This window comes from Listeria innocua (assembly GCF_028596125.1).
Taxonomy (GTDB): Bacteria; Bacillota; Bacilli; order Lactobacillales; family Listeriaceae; genus Listeria; species Listeria innocua.
Map to the genome: position 1 here is coordinate 311,706 of NZ_CP117229.1, position 17,830 is coordinate 329,535.

Annotated in this window: 16 protein-coding genes and 1 riboswitch; of the genes, 13 read left to right on the top strand and 3 right to left on the bottom strand. The window is 37.5% G+C overall.

What is annotated here, in order from left to right; genetic code table 11:
• Positions 1 to 33 precede the first annotated feature (33 nt).
• From PQQ29_RS02050 to thiE, 7 genes are all read left to right on the top strand, one after another.
• A complete protein-coding gene (locus PQQ29_RS02050) occupies positions 34 to 1,695 on the top strand; it encodes a DUF262 domain-containing protein (RefSeq protein WP_010990341.1) in 1,662 nt (553 codons plus the stop codon).
• A 45-nt stretch (positions 1,696 to 1,740) separates the two neighbouring features.
• Positions 1,741 to 2,541, top strand: a complete 801-nt coding sequence (locus PQQ29_RS02055; RefSeq protein WP_112120211.1) for a hypothetical protein — start codon at positions 1,741 to 1,743, stop codon at positions 2,539 to 2,541.
• A gap of 73 nt (positions 2,542 to 2,614) precedes the next feature.
• Positions 2,615 to 3,400, top strand: coding sequence for a ChbG/HpnK family deacetylase (locus tag PQQ29_RS02060; protein ID WP_010990343.1), 786 nt, complete (start codon positions 2,615 to 2,617; stop codon positions 3,398 to 3,400).
• A gap of 30 nt (positions 3,401 to 3,430) precedes the next feature.
• Positions 3,431 to 3,536: riboswitch (TPP riboswitch) on the top strand.
• Positions 3,537 to 3,622: 86 nt separating this feature from the next.
• Positions 3,623 to 4,297 (top strand): thiaminase II, encoded by a 675-nt coding sequence (gene tenA, locus PQQ29_RS02065; RefSeq protein WP_010990344.1) that lies wholly within the window; start codon positions 3,623 to 3,625, stop codon positions 4,295 to 4,297.
• Positions 4,290 to 5,099 carry a hydroxyethylthiazole kinase gene (thiM, locus tag PQQ29_RS02070; RefSeq protein WP_010990345.1) on the top strand — a complete coding sequence of 270 codons (810 nt, stop codon included), beginning with the start codon at positions 4,290 to 4,292 and terminating at the stop codon, positions 5,097 to 5,099. Before tenA ends, thiM begins: the two co-directional genes overlap by 8 nt.
• Positions 5,096 to 5,899: a bifunctional hydroxymethylpyrimidine kinase/phosphomethylpyrimidine kinase gene (gene thiD / locus PQQ29_RS02075; protein WP_010990346.1), complete on the top strand. Its 804-nt coding sequence runs from the start codon at positions 5,096 to 5,098 to the stop codon at positions 5,897 to 5,899. Before thiM ends, thiD begins: the two co-directional genes overlap by 4 nt.
• Positions 5,896 to 6,540 carry a thiamine phosphate synthase gene (gene thiE / locus PQQ29_RS02080; protein ID WP_185325027.1) on the top strand — a complete coding sequence of 215 codons (645 nt, stop codon included), beginning with the start codon at positions 5,896 to 5,898 and terminating at the stop codon, positions 6,538 to 6,540. Before thiD ends, thiE begins: the two co-directional genes overlap by 4 nt.
• A gap of 26 nt (positions 6,541 to 6,566) precedes the next feature.
• Here the strand turns inward: thiE and PQQ29_RS02085 are convergent, their stop codons facing one another.
• Both PQQ29_RS02085 and PQQ29_RS02090 read right to left on the bottom strand, forming a co-directional pair.
• Positions 6,567 to 7,982 carry a glycoside hydrolase family 1 protein gene (locus PQQ29_RS02085; protein WP_010990348.1) on the bottom strand — a complete coding sequence of 472 codons (1,416 nt, stop codon included), beginning with the start codon at positions 7,980 to 7,982 and terminating at the stop codon, positions 6,567 to 6,569.
• Between the two features lie 207 nt (positions 7,983 to 8,189).
• A complete protein-coding gene (locus PQQ29_RS02090; protein WP_003770250.1) occupies positions 8,190 to 8,381 on the bottom strand; it encodes a hypothetical protein in 192 nt (63 codons plus the stop codon).
• Positions 8,382 to 8,703: 322 nt separating this feature from the next.
• Between PQQ29_RS02090 and PQQ29_RS02095 the strand changes: the two genes are divergently transcribed.
• Entirely contained in the window at positions 8,704 to 9,363 is a 660-nt protein-coding gene (locus tag PQQ29_RS02095) for a GAP family protein (RefSeq protein ID WP_010990349.1), read from the top strand.
• A 166-nt stretch (positions 9,364 to 9,529) separates the two neighbouring features.
• Positions 9,530 to 9,922 (top strand): PH domain-containing protein, encoded by a 393-nt coding sequence (locus PQQ29_RS02100; protein WP_010990350.1) that lies wholly within the window; start codon positions 9,530 to 9,532, stop codon positions 9,920 to 9,922.
• A 33-nt stretch (positions 9,923 to 9,955) separates the two neighbouring features.
• Here PQQ29_RS02100 and PQQ29_RS02105 read toward each other — a convergent pair whose 3' ends face one another.
• Complete coding sequence (locus PQQ29_RS02105; RefSeq protein ID WP_185325026.1) at positions 9,956 to 10,729, bottom strand: endonuclease/exonuclease/phosphatase family protein; 774 nt, start codon at positions 10,727 to 10,729, stop codon at positions 9,956 to 9,958.
• A 157-nt stretch (positions 10,730 to 10,886) separates the two neighbouring features.
• Between PQQ29_RS02105 and PQQ29_RS02110 the strand changes: the two genes are divergently transcribed.
• The 4 genes from PQQ29_RS02110 (at position 10,887) to PQQ29_RS02125 (ending at position 17,778) form a co-directional block, all read left to right on the top strand.
• Complete coding sequence (locus PQQ29_RS02110; RefSeq protein WP_072218764.1) at positions 10,887 to 11,345, top strand: superoxide dismutase; 459 nt, start codon at positions 10,887 to 10,889, stop codon at positions 11,343 to 11,345.
• Positions 11,346 to 11,611: 266 nt separating this feature from the next.
• The gene (locus PQQ29_RS02115; protein ID WP_010990351.1) at positions 11,612 to 12,514 is read left to right on the top strand and encodes an XRE/MutR family transcriptional regulator; all 903 of its coding nucleotides are present in this window, start codon (positions 11,612 to 11,614) and stop codon (positions 12,512 to 12,514) included.
• Positions 12,515 to 12,676: 162 nt separating this feature from the next.
• Positions 12,677 to 13,516, top strand: a complete 840-nt coding sequence (locus PQQ29_RS02120; protein ID WP_010990352.1) for a helix-turn-helix domain-containing protein — start codon at positions 12,677 to 12,679, stop codon at positions 13,514 to 13,516.
• Between the two features lie 215 nt (positions 13,517 to 13,731).
• Positions 13,732 to 17,778, top strand: a complete 4,047-nt coding sequence (locus PQQ29_RS02125; RefSeq protein ID WP_185325046.1) for a MucBP domain-containing protein — start codon at positions 13,732 to 13,734, stop codon at positions 17,776 to 17,778.
• The last annotated feature ends 52 nt before the right edge of the window (positions 17,779 to 17,830 follow it).

The following is a 17,830-nucleotide window of genomic DNA, read 5'->3' on the forward strand; positions in this document are numbered from 1 at the left end:
ATTTAAAATAAAGAATTTATGGGGGATGGAAGTATGAGCATTATTAATAGTAATTTTAGAAGTTTAGGTTCATACATAATGGAGAATGTTTATAAAATACCTGATTATCAAAGGGAATATTCATGGGACGAAACTGAGTTAGAAGACTTATGGATGGATTTAAGTCAAATCATAAATGGAGAAACTGAAAGTCATTTTTTGGGGCAAATTGTAATACACATAGATAAAAAAGTAGATGAAAAGCTTATTATTGATGGACAACAAAGAACAAGTACGTCCGTTATTTTGTTAGCAGCAATGAGAGATTTATTTATAAAAATACATGATTGTGGTTGGGAAGATGCACGTTTTGACGCAGAAGATATTACTACAAAATTTATTGGTCGATATACGCAAACTAGGGATGAACGTAAATTAATACTTGGCGAGAATGATAAAGAGTATTTTTCAAATAGAATTCAATTTATGACACCAGAAATAAAAAAGAAGCAAAAGTTAACTAACTCACAAAAAAGAATAGATTTTGCTTATGACTATTTTTATAAAAAACTAGAAAAATCCATGGACTCAGCTGAAACTTTGGAGAATAAATATACAGTTTTAAAAGAGTTTTTTAGTACTTTTACAGAAAAATGCTCTGTTATGTTTGTAGAAACAGATGACATAAATGAAGCTTTTATTATTTTTGAGACATTGAATGCTAGAGGAAGAGATTTAGAGACAGCTGATTTATTGAAGAATCATTTGTTTAGAGTTGCGAATAAGAAAATTGATGTTGTAAAAGAAGAATGGAAACAAATGTTAGAATTTCTTGGAAAGATTGATACTACTAAATATATCCGGCATTTTTGGAATTCCCAAAATTTATTTATTAGAGAAAAAGATTTGTATAAAGTAATAAGGAAAAAAATAACAACACCATTAGAAGCTAATAATTTTATGAAAGACTTACTGAAACTATCTGAAGTATATAGTGGCATGGTTAATCCAGCAGAAGATAATTTCTTTGATACGAATATTCAAAAAGTATTAGCTGATATAAATATACTTGGAGCTAAATCGTTTTATCCTATAATATTAGCGATGGTGAAGAAAGGTTATGATTTTAAAGAGATATACGATGTTCTCTCATGTATAGAAGTTTTAGTGGTAAGAAATTTCGTGGTTTCAGGATTAGTTGCAAATAAATATGAAATAGAGTTTTCGAAAATTGCTTTTAGAATTTATCAAGAAGATATTGAAGATTTTGCTGAGATTATGAGTTTATTACGGAGAAATATTGTAGCAGATAATGATTTTTTACATAATTTTTCCAGTTTTGAGATCAAAAATAAGCCTAGTATAAGATACATTTTGAAAAAGATTAATGATAGTTACTCGAAGGAACTTACTGTGTTAGATGATAATAATAAAGTTCATATTGAACATATAATGCCTGTAAAAGCGACTGATTGGGACATTATCAAAGAAGATCATGGTGAGTATTTATGGAAGCTGGGCAATCTTACTTTACTTGGTGGGGAATATAATAAAAAATCTACCAATAAAATATTTAATGAGAAAAAAGAAGTATATGAGTATTCGCAAGTACAGTTGACGAGAGAGCTATTGGACTACGAGGAATGGAATATAAAAACAATTAAAGAAAGACAACAAAGTTTGGCTGAGATAGCGGTTAATATTTGGAAGATTTAATTTAACTATTAGAAGATTGCACATGTCAGGAGATGAAAAGCAGCGTTGGAATTATCAATAAATATTCTAAATATTATTGGGATTCTTTTAGAAATAGGAGTTTCAATATATATTATTATTTCAGAAAAGAAGAAGAGCAAGAATCGAAATAGTGAAGCTGAAAATGATTTGATTCAACAAACGAATAATATTATAAATAATACGCAAGGAGATAATGCGTCATTTAATTATACTAACGTTCTTATGCAATCAAAATATCAAGAAAGAGCGTATCGAGAAATATTAAATGATTTAGGAGATAAAAAAGAAAACAAGCAGAAATCTAAATATGGAAAAAAGTGTTCATATTTAAGAAAAGTTATTAATATTGTCTGTTTGGGAATAGGTGGTTTTTGGGCATTTTATTATTTTGATTTAATGAAAATAACATCTTTCAATACCTATCTATTAAATGTGTTATTTCAAACCATTTATACATTAGCCACTTTTATTTTGATTTTTTCACTTTCCAATTTTGTTAAATTATTTCTAATTCATTTTAAAGAGTATAATTATATAGTTTTACGGAAAATCCAGTTATTCTTAACAACTCTTTTTGCACTGCTAGGTGCTACTATTTGGCTATATTTTGATTGGAGAGCGAATTTCAGACCATTATTTAATATGTACACTGAAAGTTCGTATTATACTTTAGGTATTATAATGCTTGGATTAGTATTTTATGTATTCCATCAAATGGCACAAAGTTTTTTATTAAATAATATTTGGGTTCCTAAAAAAGCAGTTAAAATATTATTTGTATCTTTAATTTTTAGTTTAGTAGCATCTATTTGTTTATTTATATGAATTATAGATATACTAAAATTAATAGTATTTGAATATCAGCATTTATTATTAAAATAGGAAAGGAGACCCACCCATGCCAAAACTAATCATCGACGCAGACGATTTCGGTCTATCCAAAGCCATCAACCACGGCATCATCGAAAGCTACAAAACCGGCATCACCACATCCACTTTACTCATGCCAAACCTAGAAACTGCCGAGCACGCAATCGCTCTCGCAAAAGACCACCCAGACCTATTCATCGGGCAACACACAAACTTCCTGCTCGGGAAACCATGCGCGAACCCGGCGGAAATCCCGTCACTTGTCGACGAAAATGGGGAATTCCATCGTTCCAAATATTACCGGGCTAACCCAGAACTGAAATTCCAATACGAAGATGTGCGCACGGAAACTATCGCTCAAATGGAACGGTTCAAAGCGCTAACGGGTCACTACCCAGAACACATTGACTGCCACTCAATCGGTGATGAAACGGTTGATCAAGCTTTCTTTGATATTGCGCGTGAGTTCGGGATTCACACCACTTTAAAATACAGCGGCGATAAAAAATGGCCAGATCAGGAAGGTTATTTGCCAATTACTAAACTGCTCGAGTCGGGCGCACTCCCTTATACAAATGGCGGAGTCTCGGTTGAAAACTTCCTAAATGATGATTTCGGATTGCTGAAACTGGCACCAGATGAAATCGCTGAGATGCATTTTGATGTCGGTTTTTTGGATCAATTTGTGTTGGATAATTCTTCTTATACGTTGATGCGGTGCCGTGAGCTTGCGACGATTTGTGACGCGCGGGTGCGGGATTGGCTTAGTGAAAATGGGTTTGAGCTTATTACATTTGGGGATTTACAGCGGTAAAACTCTATGTTATGATGAACGCAACTTAATAAGAAAAACTAGGGGGGCCGATTCTGGCTGAGATAGGAAGGTAATGCTTTCTGACCCTTTGAACCTGTTTGTTAGTGCAAGCGTAGGGAAGTGAATGTGAAAGTGACCGGAAAATTTATCGCGGCTACTGTTTCTTTGCTTATGCTAAGGGACAGTGGGCGCTTTTTTTATTGTTCAAAAGGAGGAATTTGAATGTTTGTTCACGGTTTTCAAGAAGAAGTAGGGGATTTATGGCAAGAAACGTTGCAACATCCATTTGTGCGGAGTTTGGCGGATGGGACACTTGAGAAGGAGGCGTTTTATTATTATCTACTCCAGGATGATTATTATTTGTCGCATTTTGAGAAGGTGATTGAGAAAAGTGTGGAGCAGGCTGGGACAGCGGAACTTGCTACGGAAATGAGGGAAGTACAGGTGCGGCTTCAGCAGTCGGAATTGTTGATGCGCGAACAGTTTTATCCGCGGGTTGGGCTAACGGAGCGCGATTTTTCCGAGCGAAAACCGGCGCCAACTGCTTATCATTATACTTCTCATCTTTACCGGATGGCGGATTTTGGCAGTTTTGGGGTGACAATTGCGGCGCTTTTACCGTGTTATGCGCTTTATGCTGATATGGGGAAAATGTACGAAGGGGCGCGGAGTTCGGAGCCATTTTATCAAGAGTTGTTGGATAGTTATGTGGATGAAAATTATCAAAAAGTGGTGTTGCAGCAGAAGCGGTTGGTGGAACAGGCGGCGAGTATGGCGGATGCGCGGGAACTTGCTCTGATGAAGCAGGCTTTTCAAATCAGTGTGGAAATGGAATGGGCGTTTTTTGATATGGCTTATAAAAAACAAAATTGGCGTGGGAGTGTGAATTATGTTTGATTTTATGATGTTGGAAAAGGTGCGGGAAAAAGGGCCGTTGGTACATAATATTACGAATATCGTGGTTGCGAATGACTCGGCGAACGGCTTGCTTGCGATTGGTGCGTCACCGATTATGGCTTCTGCGAAAGAGGAAATGGATGAACTTGCGAAAATGGCGGATGTGCTCGTGATTAATATTGGGACGCTGGACGGGGAGCTTGTTACAGCGATGAAAATTGCTGGACGTGCGGCGAATGTTGCTGGGACGCCGGTTGTGCTTGATCCGGTCGGTGTTGGCGCGACTTCATACCGTCGTAAAGTGGTGCAAGAATTATTGGCAGAAATTCAGTTTACGGCGATTCGTGGAAATGCGGGAGAGCTTGCGGCGATTGCTGGTGAAGCTTGGGAAGCGAAAGGCGTGGATGCGGGTGTTGGTTCGGCGGATGTGCTGAGCATTGCTGAAAAAGTGGCGAACGAATGGAGCACGGTTGTTATTATTAGCGGCGAAGTAGATGTGATTTCGGACGGAACTCGTTTTGCAAAAGTGGCTAATGGTAGCGCACTGCTTCCAAGAATTACTGGTTCTGGTTGTTTGCTGAGTGCGGTTTGCGGTAGTTTTATTGCCGTTCAGGATGATGCTTTTCGAGCTAGTGTCGAAGCGTGTGCGAGTTATGCGGTGGCTTCTGAGTACGCGGAAATCGAATTAGAAAGAAAACTTCCAGGTTCATTTCGACCGCTATTTTTGGATGCGCTTGCTAGTTGGTCGGTCGAAAAAACGCGTGCCAAAGCTAAAATTCAAGAAAGTGGTGAACACAAATGATTTTCCCACAAGTATTAACGATAGCTGGTTCAGATTCTGGCGGCGGCGCGGGGATACAAGCGGATATCAAGACATTTCAAGAGCGCAAAACCTTTGGCATGTCCGTCATCACGGCAATCACGGCACAAAACACGCTAGGTGTAAAAGCAGTGCATAAAATCCCGGTAGAAATGATCCGCGAACAGTGCGACGCGATTGCAGAGGATTTTCAAGTAAGCGCTGTGAAAACTGGAATGCTTGCGGATGCAGAAATTATCCGGGAAGTGGCGCGGAATATCCGTTTGCACAACTTCCCAAATATCGTTATTGATCCCGTGATGATTGCAAAAGGTGGCACTGCTTTGCTTGAAAACGAGGCGACACAAGTGTTGAAAGATGAGCTTTTGCCACTTGGTACGATAATTACGCCGAACATTCCAGAAGCCGAAGAAATTCTGGGAGAAAAAATCACAACAAAGGCGGAAATCGAACAAGCTGCTAAGAAAATTTTTGATTTAGGTGTAAAAGCGGTTGTTATTAAAGGTGGACATAGCGAAATGAGCGAGGCGGCTGATTTTTACTATGATGGTGAAATGACAAAATGGCTTACGAGCGAGCGCTTTGATACGCCTCATACGCACGGGACGGGTTGCACTTTTTCGGCATGTATTGCGGCTGAACTTGCGAAAGGTAATTCACTTTTAGACAGTGTTGTAGTTGCGAAAGAGTTTATCACAAGTGCCATTAAATATCCGCTTGGAATTGGTCACGGTCATGGTCCAACCAACCATTTTGCTTACCGATTGGAGGATGGGAAATGAGAGCTGAACTAGCTGTATATTTTATCGCTGGAACGCAAGACATAGTCCGCGGAACGTTGCCAGGTGTGTTAGAAGAAGCACTGAAAGCCGGAATTACTTGTTTTCAATATCGCGAAAAAGGAGCGGGCTCACTCCAAACTACCTCCGAAAGAAAAGAAATGGCGCTGAAATGCCAACAATTATGCGCAAAATATCAAGTGCCATTCATTATTAACGATGATGTCGCGCTAGCCCTCGAAATCGGCGCAGATGGTATCCATGTCGGGCAGAACGACGAAGAAATTCGCCAAGTTATCGCGAGTTGCGCCGGGAAAATGAAAATCGGGCTTTCGGTTCATTCGGTTAGTGAAGCAGAGGAGGCAGAACGACTTGGCTCGGTGGATTATATCGGCGTAGGACCAATTTTTCCCACGATTTCAAAAGCGGATGCAGAGCCAGTAAGTGGAACAGCAATTTTGGAAGAAATTCGTCGGGCTGGAATTAAGCTACCAATTGTCGGGATTGGCGGAATTAATGAAACAAATTCAGCCGAGGTTCTCACAGCAGGTGCGGACGGGGTATCGGTTATTTCAGCGATAACTCGGTCGGAAGATTGCCAATCGGTTATCAAGCAATTAAAAAACCCAGGTTCCCCCTCCTAAAAGGGCAAACCTGGGTTTTCTCATTTTTATAAATCTTCACCATTGGTAGCAATAACGTTCTTGTACCAATCAAAACTTTTCTTCTTATAACGATTTAGCGTACCTGTGCCGTCGTTGTTGCGATCGACATAGATAAAGCCGTAACGTTTCTTCATTTCAGCAGTGGAGGCACTAACAAGGTCGATACAGCCCCATGAAGTGTAACCCATCAGCTCAACGCCGTCTTTAATCGCTTCTTTCACTTGCGATAAATGAGCGCTCAAATAATTAATACGGTAGTCGTCATTTACTGTGTAATTGCCGTTTTCGTCTTGTTCTAGTTGGTCGATAGCGCCAAGACCGTTTTCTACGATGAAAAGTGGTTTTTGGTATCTATCCCAGAATTCGTTTAGGACAACGCGTAAACCTTTAGGGTCGATTTGCCAACCCCATTCGGATGCTTCTAGGTAAGGGTTTTGCACGCCTCCTAGGATGTTTCCTGCGCCAGCTTTGCGTTTCGACTCGTCAGCTGTTTCAGTTGTGCTCATGTAATAGCTGAAGGAAATGAAATCTACAGTGTTTTTAAGGATTTCTAAGTCTTCTTCTGTTACGTCTAATTCAATATTATTTTCTCTGAAATAGCGTTTCATGTAGCCAGGATAAGCGCCGCGAACATGAACATCGGAGAAGAAGTAGTTTTTGCGCTCTGCTTCCATAACAGCGATAATATCATCTGGGTTGGAAGTTAGCGGATAAGTTGGCATTGCTAGGACCATGCAGCCGATTTGAGCTTCGGGCATGATTTCGTGACCAATTTTTGTAGCCAGCGCGCTCGCCACAAGTTCGTGGTGGACAGCTTGGTATAAGTCTTTTTGAGATAATTTATCTGGGCTTGTAGAAATACCGCCGCTCATGAATGGTGCGTGTAAAATGGAGTTGATTTCATTGAATGTTAGCCAGTATTTTACTTTGCCTTTGTAGCGATTAAATACAGTGCGGACATAGTTTTCATAGAAGTCGATCATTTTTCTATTTACCCAGCCGTCGTAAGTTTTCGATAAGTGAAGTGGTGTTTCATAGTGAGATAAAGTGATTAGCGGTTCAATATTATGTGCTAGAAGTTCGTCGAATAAATCATCGTAAAATTGTAGTCCTGCTTCGTTTGGCTCAGTTTCGTCACCATTTGGGAAGATACGGGACCAAGCGATGGAAGTACGGAAAACCTTGAAGCCCATTTCAGCAAAAAGTTTCACGTCGTCTTTGTAACGATGATAAAAGTCGATTCCTTCTAATTTTAAGTTATCTGGTGTTGGACCGTCAGTAATTTGACCGAATCCGCCTTTTGGAGTAACATCTTGAACGGAAAGTCCTTTTCCATCAACGTTGTAAGCGCCTTCGAATTGATTTGCGGCAGCAGCTCCACCCCATAAAAAGTCGGCTGGAAATCCTGTATTTGTATGCATGTTAAAAACTCCTTTTCTACATTTTAAAGTATCTATAAAAAAAACCAAATACTTTTCTAAATAAATGCAGAGAAACATTGTACTTAGAAAAATATTTGGTTATGCCCGGCTTTCGTCGGTAACATTCCGATTTATAATTAAAATATAGCAAAAATAACTAGGATAGTCAACGGAAACAGATAACATCTACTCTGTTTGGAGCGGATGTTATTTACGTTTAGAAAGAGTGAGCATACCGAATAAAATGCTTGCTGTGCTCGCGGATTCGTCTGTTTTTGTTGAATTTGATTGTCTTACAGAACTGACTTGCTCTTGTGCTATTCCTGCGTTCAGTTGTTGTTCTGGACTGGTCACAGTATCAATTTGCGCCAGTACGTCATTATGGGTTACTTTTTTCATAATATTTCCACCTGTCTCTGTATTTGAACGAACAATAGAAATTATACTATTATTATAGCCCTAACATGAATTTCCATTTTTAGTCACCGATTCCATAATGGGAGTTTTTATATAAAAATAGACTTTTAGAAGAATAACTTTGCTTGAAAAGTAGCGTTTTAGTGCATTTAATGAGCTGTTTATGGCAAATGTATTGTATTGTTTTTTTGGGGAAGAACATAAGGAATGATATAGTGACAATTGTTTGTTAGTGAGTATAAGAGGGAAAAAGGTAGATTGAATGATAAGGATTTGTAAAAAAATGTATAGAGGGGGAGTCAGTGTGGGTTCAGCTTTTTCAGCTATTTTGTCACCGGCAGTAGGTATTTTAATTAGTCCATTTCCAATTGTAGGGCTTATTTTGATTTTACTGAGCAACAAGGCACGGATTAACAGTATTTTTTATACGGTTGGTTGGATTGTTGGGAATATTGCTATTTTCTTTATTGGATTATTTTTAATGAGTTCGGCGGTTAGTTCGTCCGGAGATCAGTCAACCTTGGTCAAAGTGGTACTTATTGTGTTAGGGGTTTTACTTATTTTGCTCGGTGCGCATGATTTTACGAAACGTCCAAAAAACGGGGAGAAAGCTGCAACACCAAAATGGTTTGAAAAAATGAGCAATATTAAACCAGTTGGCGCGATGATTTTTGCTTTCTTATTATCTGCGGTGAATCCTAAGAATATGTTGCTTTCTCTGACTGCGGGTGTTAGTGTTGGTGCGCTGAATTTAACTGGCGGGCAAGAAACAACGGCAACTATTATTTTTGGAATTATCGCTTGTTGTTCGATTTACATCCCAACGATTGCTTTCTTACTGGCTGGGAATCGACTTAACAACGCATTAGATAGTACGCGTAAATGGCTTATCCAAAACAATTCCGTGATCATGGCTGTACTGTTCTTGTTTATCGGTCTAAGTGTTATTAGTAAGGCATTTTAAATGATAAAAGGGCTACTTGTTCTCAAGGATTAGTAGCTTTTTTTTATTTAAAAATGCAGACTGTTCACATAATGTCTACATACTATGAAAACGTTTTATGCTAATATGGCTTCACTTGTTCATTTAAAATTGAATAAGAATACTTACAACAAAAAGGATGGGTTTCATGTTTGACAAACTAATGGGAAAAGCAGCAATTGTTACCGAATCATCTTATGGCATAGAACGATTTTTAGAAGATGATGAAAAGATTATTCAAATTTTTAAATTTATAAGAGATGAAGTTATTATTACTTCAAAAGGGATTTTTAATGTGGATGCTCAAGGGATAACTGGTAAGAAAGTAGAATTCAAGTTTTTCCCGAAGAAGGCATTAAAGTATGTTTCGATCGAGACGGCGGGAACTTTAGACCGTGACTTTGACTTGAAAATTGGTGTTGATGGCAATACGGTCGTGACACAAAACACCTCTTTTTCCGCGCCAATCGCCTTAAAAGTGCATAAAAATGATACAGAAATGGGATTTGCGCTTTATAAAATGATTAAAGAAATGTTATAAGTGAAAGAGAAGACGATATTCGTCTTCTCTTTTTTATGCCCATTCTAGTGTTGCAGTCACAGGGAAATGGTCAGAAGCAGAACAGCCATCTACTTGATCCGTGATAGTTTTGTAAGAGTGTACGCGGAACTCTTTAGACACGAAGATGTAATCAATTTTTTCTAATTCGTTTTCAGGTCGAAGTGGTTGGAAGTCATGAAAACTACCAATTGGACCTTTTATAGGAGTTTGAGAAATCAACTGCGCATCCTGATATTTTTTGGTTATGTAGTTATACGTTGGTGTTTCTGGTTCTGTATTGAAATCTCCTAGTAAAATCACTGGTAAATTCTCTGCAATCAGACCGGCTTTTTGAAGTAAAAGCTGGCTTGCAAATAGACGAGCTTCCTCCGAGACGTGATCCAAATGCGTATTGAAGATATAGAACTGTCTTCCATCAGTCGAATCCTCTAGTTTTCCCCAAACGCAAATTCGTGGAAACATCGCTGTTGAGTGAATAGAAGGGACATCTGGCGTTTCTGAAAGCCAAAAATGCCCTTCTTGCAGTAATCTAAAACGAGTAGAATTATAAAAAACAGCCGTAAATTCTCCTTTTTCAAAACCATCATCTCGTCCTACCCCGAAATAATCCCAATCTAGCATTTCTTTCATGTCGCGCATTTGTGGCAGAAGAGGTTCCTCCACCCCCATGAAATCCCATTGATATTTATCAAGTAATGATTTTGTTAGTGTTTTACGCAATTCCCAGCTCTTTTTCCGCTCAGAAGTATCATCAAAACGAATGTTAAAAGTAGTTACACTGAACATTTTTCCACATCCTTCTTTTCATTGGAATGTTTACAAAGAGAGTTTAGCATATTTATGAAAGCGTTTCACTTATTTGAGGTTTTATGTAGTATATATTCGACATTTTTTCAAAAAAATAAAAGTCATTGTATTGTTATGAAAAGGGAGTGTCACTATGTTGCGAAAAGGTAGTTGGTTGCTCATATTATTATTGATAGTATTAGTGGCATTATCAGCTTGCGAAGATAGGGAGAAAGGAGACGCTCATAATGTCTCGGCTAAAAGGGAAAAGCAGATTTTCTCTTCAAAAGATACTAAAAAGGGATGGCTAGAGCTCATTGCAGCAGATGAAATTTCAAGTCAAGATGATTCTCCTTGTATTTATAAAGCGGGGGAATCTGTAGAAAAATTGGAAGTGCATATGAAAGAATTAAGTACGGCGAGTTTGACCTATATTTACATTGACGGCTACATCGTACAAATGGAACAAGGCGGCGAGCTCTCTTTTCAAATTCAATTAAGTAAAACAGAATTAAAAAAAGGATTTCATGAATTAACGGCTGTTCAATATCAGGAAAATAACCCTGAAACTAAAAAAGTAGAGTTATTAAAACGCGCTAAGTATGAAGTAAAATAAAAAGATTAACGAATGATTTAGAACGATATTTTTAAAGAGAATGTGAAAAATGACATTCTTTTTTTGTGCTATTAATACTTAGGAAAAGGAAAATGACGATATTGTAAGTAGCTTTTCATCTTTAAAAGAATTAAACTACTAGTATTTAGGGTATATATTTTAGAACAATTATTCCTAAATGGTTTGGAATAGAGCAAATAAGGCATAGGCATAGATACTGCATTCCGACTTTTTGAAATGGAAGAACTTAATTAGGGGGATATCATATGGGTTCATATGGCGAATTGATTCGGGAAATACGGCTATCTAAAGGTTTGACTCAAAAAGAGGTATACACAGGAATTATATCTAGGTCTTATGCAATCGGATTTGAAAAAGGTAAACACGAGATTACTTTGAGTTTGTTTGAAGAAATTTTAAAGCGGATCATGGTTCCTCTAGATGAATTCTTTTTTATTTACAGAGACTTTTCTTCGACAGAGGATGATAGTTTTTGGATTGATTTCGTCGAGCTATCAGGTAAAAATGATGTTGTAGGGATGCAGGCGTTGCTAGATAAAATAACTTTAGAGCGAACGGAGCAGTCAGAAGTTAGAAAAGCGATACTTCATACGAGAATTCAAACTATTAATCATTATTTGCGTACGAATGTGTTTGATGAATCAAACATTTCCGATGAATATAAAAAAATTATTCATGACTATCTTTGGAAAATGCAGACGTGGACTTTAGAAGAGGTTCGTATTTTTTCCAATAGCATATCTTTTTTTGAGGAAGAAGTACAAATTCACTTTTATCAAATTATGTTGAAATCGTATGAAAAGTATAGGTACTATGATAGAGGAAGACTGCTATTTTGCCATCTATTTGCTAATCTAACAGACGAACTCATCATACAGAATAAAATCAATTATGCGAATCTAGTACTCGAAAAATTAAAAGAAGCATCTGAAACAAGTGGTAGCTTTAACAGTGCTTTTTATCGAATAGTAGCCAATTATTATCAAGGGGCTATTTGGATGAAAGAAGGCGAAGTGGAAAAGGGCTATCGCCAAGCCAAAAGAGCGATTCAAACATGGAAAGAACTACGCTATGAAGCAATAGCAGATTTGTATAGTGTGGTATTAAAACAATTTTTAGAAAAAGAAAATATTAAAGTAGAAGATTAGCTACCCTAAGATTTTCTATTTAAAAACACTAAAATGGAGTCGTTTTAGTGTTTTTTTGTTTGTGGTAAAGAGGTTTTATGTACTATATATAGCACTATTTACAGAGAGAAAACAAAGGAATGTAAAATAAAAGCAAGAAATGAGTCAAGAGGAGGTCTTCGGGTGATAAGTTATGGTGAGCTGATTCGGCAAATAAGGCAGTCTAAAAAAATCTCCCAAAAAGAAGTGTACACAGGGGTTATTAGTAAATCTTATGCAATTGAATTTGAAAAGGGAACCCATGCAATATCGAGCATTTTACTAGAGAAAATAGTAACAAAACTAATGGTAAGTATGGAAGAGTTTTTCTTCATGTATCATCAAGAGGAGTTGCCTGAGAAAGAGGACTTTTGGGAAGCCTACGAGCGGGCGTGTAAAACGGATGAAATTGCTATTTGGGAATTACTTTATCAAAAAATATCATCGGAAGAAGGAAAAATCAATCAAGTAAAAAGCGCGGCGATAAAACTTGAATTAGACCATATAAAAGGCAAACAAGTTATGGATAAAAAAGTGGTTCGGATTTTGGAGAACTACCTGATTGAAGCTGTTTTTTGGACGTTAGAGGATATATTCTTATTTACTCGGATGTTGCCGTACTTGTCTTTGAAAAGTCGGGTGCCATTTTATTATAAATTATTAAACACGCTGGACAGGTATCGTCATTTTGAACGAGGAAGAAGGATTTTACAAACAGCGATTGCTAGTATTATAGATGATTTTATAGAGAAAAATGAAATCGAGCATATGGAGCTGATGATAAGAAGTTTAAAAAAGATTAGTGATGATTGTGAGGGTGCTTATTTTAAAATTCTCTGCATGTATTATCATGGAATTATTGAGCGGGGAGAAGGCGCAGAAATCAAGCAGGCGATAGCTATTTTACGGGTGTTAGGTTATGAGAATAAAGCGTTAAAGTATGAAGCAATGTATCGACAATTTAGTTTAAAAGCAACGATATAAAAATAATTTAAAGAAAGCTAAAAAGAACCAATCTTTTTAGCTTTCTTTTTTCGAGTAGTATATATGCGACATTAGAAAATTTTAAGACTCCGCATAGTATTATATAGACTGAAGTACGGCTTAAAGCCACATTGACAGTGAAGGGAGGGGCTTTGGCAAAGAAACTAAATGCCAACTGACACTGCAAATTTAGCGTTAAAAGGAGGAAGATTGTTATTTTAAAGAAAATATTTATTGCATTAATTGCGCTTGTAGTTATTATCAATACAGTTAGTTTTACGGCTGTTTCTGCAAGCACACCTACATGGTTAGAACAAACCATGAATAGTAATGAACCGTTTATAAAAGAGATTGAAAAAGAAACTGGTAAGACGAGAGCGAATATTACACAGACAGATTTAGAAGCTATAACCGCCTTGCGAGTAACAGGGGCAAGTGATATTCCGACAAATATCGATATGTTAACTCATTTAACTACGTTAGAAGTTAAAAGTGGAACATTATCTTCTGTATCTAACTCAGTGGGGAATTTAAAAGAGTTAAAAATCTTAGTTCTGAATGATAATAATTTAAGCACCTTTCCAACGATTGTTTTCCAACTACCTAAGTTAGAAGAATTACAAGTTTCTGGGGGAACGATAGAAGAAATCCCTGCCACAATAACAAATATGGCGAGTCATTTGAAATTCTTAGGGATATTAAATAACCATTTAGTGAAGGTTCCAGACGCAATTTTCACTACGAACTGGACAAATGCTACTGGGGGAGACTTAGACTTAATGGCTGCAGGGAACCAGATTGTAACCAATATTCCTGCCAACTATATAAGCCAGTTTAATAATGGGAATAACCTATTAGAATTTTACGATAACAACTATCAAAAACAAGACCAACTAACTACAACACCTGGATATACCATTGATGTACCTGTTGGAACTGATTTTAATCAATTAACACCAGACAAAACGAAACTCGCACTAACATCTGGACGAACTTTACTCGCGCAACACGAATTCGAGTATTATGATGATGGTTCAAGTTCACTAATCCACAATGGCGTGGCAGCAGCACCGGGTCAAGCGACCATTTTCATCAAAAGCAAGTTTTCCACGCAATCAAACAAATTTGCCAGAACACAAGTTACAGTAAACATCATCGCGCTAAACGGCGGACCTATTACAGTGAAACATGAAGATACGAAAGGACAAGAACTTGCGCCACCTGTCATTTTAAATGGTAAAGACGGGGACCCTTATACAACGACACAAAAAACTTTCCCAGGCTACACTTTAGTTGCAACACCAGCCAATCAAAATGGTACATTCACCATGAACCCGGCTACAGTCAACTATGTATACAGCGCAAATGATTATAAACTAACCTCTACTTTCAAAGATGCCCAAGGTCAAGAACTGAAAGCGCCAGTTGTGGATACAAAAGATTACCATATCCAAGACAACTATACTACAACAGCAGCAACCATTCCTGGCTATTCTTTAGTTTCCACACCTGCTAATCAGAACGGAACTTTTGGAGCTGGGAATGTCACGGTTAATTATGTATACAAAAAAGACGATTATACACTTACTTCCACTTACAAAGATACGAATGGTCAAGAACTAAAAGCACCAGTGGTAGATGCGACAACGTATCATTATCAAGACACGTATACAACAACAGCCGCAGTTTTCCCAGGTTATACGTTAGTAGCAACGCCAACAAACGCTACTGGGACATTTGGTTCGTCAAACATCACTGTTAATTACGTATATCAAGCAAATGGCTATCAATTAACTTCTACATTTAAAGATCAACAAGGGAAGACAATCGCACCAGATGATGTCGATGCTAAAACCTATCACGTGAACGATCCCTATACAACAACTGCCAAAACGATCCCGGGTTACACATTAGTGACGACCCCTGCAAACAACCAAGGTAATTTTGGAACAAGCGATATTACGGTTGATTATGTTTATAAAGCAGAAGATTATACATTAACTTCGACGTACAAAGATGCACAGGGTAAAGAATTAAAACAACCCGTTGTAGATAGTAAAAAATATCATATTCAAGACAACTATTCTACAAGTGCAGCAGCCATTCCAGGTTATACGCTAGTAGCGACACCTGCGAACGAAACAGGAACCTTCCATACGAGCGATGTTACGGTTAATTATGTGTATAAATTAACAGACTTAAAATTAACTTCAACATATAAAGATGCGCAAGGAACTGAGTTAAAAGCCCCCGTTGTAGATAGCAAAACGTATCATATTCAAGATAACTATGCTACAACTGCAGCTGTCATTCCTGGCTATACATTAGTCGCAACACCAGCGAATCAATCAGGTACTTTTGGTAGCACGGATATCCAAGTGAACTATGTATACCAAGCAGTTGCTTATAAACTAACTTCGACGTACAAAGATCAACAAGGGAACGATTTAGCTTTACCAAAAGTAGATACAAAAACGTACCATATTCAGGATGGTTACACGACGAGTGATATTGCTATTCCAGGTTATACATTAGTCGCGGCTCCAACGAATCAAACAGGTACATTTGGTGCGAGTGATGTAACCGTGAATTATGTCTACAAAGCCAATGACTACACACTAACTTCAACATATAAAGATGCACAAGGTAAGGAATTAAAAACGCCAGTCATAGACAGTCAAAAATATCACATTAACGACACTTATACTACGACAGGAGCTACTATTCCAGGTTACACATTAGTCGCAGCACCAGCGAATCAATCCGGTACATTTGGCGCGGCGAATGTAACAGTCAACTATGTCTACAAAGCAGATGATTACACATTAACTTCGACCTACAAAGATGCAAACGGCAAAGAATTAAAAGCGCCAGTTGTAGACAGCAAAACTTACCATACAAAAGATAACTATTCTACTAGCGCAGCAACCATTCCAGGCTACACACTAGTGGCAGTACCAGCAAATCAAACAGGTACATTTAATACGAGCAATGTGACAGTCAATTATGTTTACAAAGCGAATGAATATACCTTAACTTCCACTTTCAAAAATGTACAAGGAACAGAACTAAAACCAGCTATCGTGAAAAAAGGATTTATTATTAAGGATGGCTATGCGACTAGTGGCGTAACAATTCCAGGCTATACATTAGTGGCAACACCATCGAACAAAAAAGGAACGTTTGGTGCTAGTAATGTAACAGTTAATTATGTATATAAAGCGAATGGTTATGCATTAATCACAACATATAAAGACACACAAGGTAAAGATTTAAAACCACTAGCCATTGATACAAAAATATACAATATTAACGACCCATACACTGCAACAGCGCTAAACATCCCAGGTTACACATTAACAACTACACCAGCCAATGAAAAAGGTGTATTTGGCGCAAGTGATGAAACAGTTAATTACGTATATAAAGCAAATGATTATACGTTAACAACTACCTACAAAGACGCAAACGGCAAAGAACTACAAGCACCTAAAGTAGACGCGAAAACTTATCATATCCAAGACACATACAAAACAACTGCAGCAGTAATTCCTGGATATACATTAGTTGCAACACCTAAGAATGACCAAGGTGCTTTTGGAGCGAACAATGTAACTGTGAATTACGTGTACCAAACGAATGATTACACGCTAACTTCGACATTTAAAGATGCTCAAGGAAACGAATTAAAAGCAGCAGAAGTAGACGCTCAAAAATATCATATTCATGACACTTACACATCGAAAGCAGCCGTGATTCCGGGTTACACTTTAGAAAAAACACCAACGAACGAAACGGGTACTTTTAATGCGAGTGATATTCAAGTAAATTATGTGTATAAAGCAAATGATTATCAACTTACTTCTACTTTTAAAGATCAACAAGGCAACGAAATAGCATTACCAACAGTTGATGCGAAAACTTATCACATTCATGACGCGTATACAACGAAAGCTCGCTTGATTCCAGGATATAGCCTAGTAGCTGCACCAAAGAACCAAATAGGTGCTTTTGGAACAAGTGATGTAACAGTCAATTATGTGTATAAAAAAGATGCTATTATCAAACCTATTACTCCAGCGAAACCAACTATTATTACAATAAAAACACCTGCAAGTAAAGTAATTAAGACTAAAGTAGTTAAGCAAACTCTTCCTAAAACAGGGGATGACGATGCCGGACTATTAAACCTACTAAGACTTATAGGACTCGTTTTAATTTTAGGCGTATTTTTGGCAGTCGGAAGTAAAAAATTAAGATAAGCATAACGTAGATTAAAACACCGCCGCAGATTGTTGTGGTGGTGTTTTAACT

Coding starts and splice junctions, on each gene's coding strand:
- PQQ29_RS02050 (WP_010990341.1), top strand. CDS start 34: ATGAGCATTATTAATAGTAATTTTAGAAGTTTAGGTTCATACATAATG.
- PQQ29_RS02060 (WP_010990343.1), top strand. CDS start 2,615: ATGCCAAAACTAATCATCGACGCAGACGATTTCGGTCTATCCAAAGCC.
- tenA (WP_010990344.1), top strand. CDS start 3,623: ATGTTTGTTCACGGTTTTCAAGAAGAAGTAGGGGATTTATGGCAAGAA.
- thiM (WP_010990345.1), top strand. CDS start 4,290: ATGTTTGATTTTATGATGTTGGAAAAGGTGCGGGAAAAAGGGCCGTTG.
- thiD (WP_010990346.1), top strand. CDS start 5,096: ATGATTTTCCCACAAGTATTAACGATAGCTGGTTCAGATTCTGGCGGC.
- thiE (WP_185325027.1), top strand. CDS start 5,896: ATGAGAGCTGAACTAGCTGTATATTTTATCGCTGGAACGCAAGACATA.
- PQQ29_RS02085 (WP_010990348.1), bottom strand. CDS start 7,982: ATGCATACAAATACAGGATTTCCAGCCGACTTTTTATGGGGTGGAGCT.
- PQQ29_RS02090 (WP_003770250.1), bottom strand. CDS start 8,381: ATGAAAAAAGTAACCCATAATGACGTACTGGCGCAAATTGATACTGTG.
- PQQ29_RS02100 (WP_010990350.1), top strand. CDS start 9,530: ATGTTTGACAAACTAATGGGAAAAGCAGCAATTGTTACCGAATCATCT.
- PQQ29_RS02105 (WP_185325026.1), bottom strand. CDS start 10,729: ATGTTCAGTGTAACTACTTTTAACATTCGTTTTGATGATACTTCTGAG.
- PQQ29_RS02115 (WP_010990351.1), top strand. CDS start 11,612: ATGGGTTCATATGGCGAATTGATTCGGGAAATACGGCTATCTAAAGGT.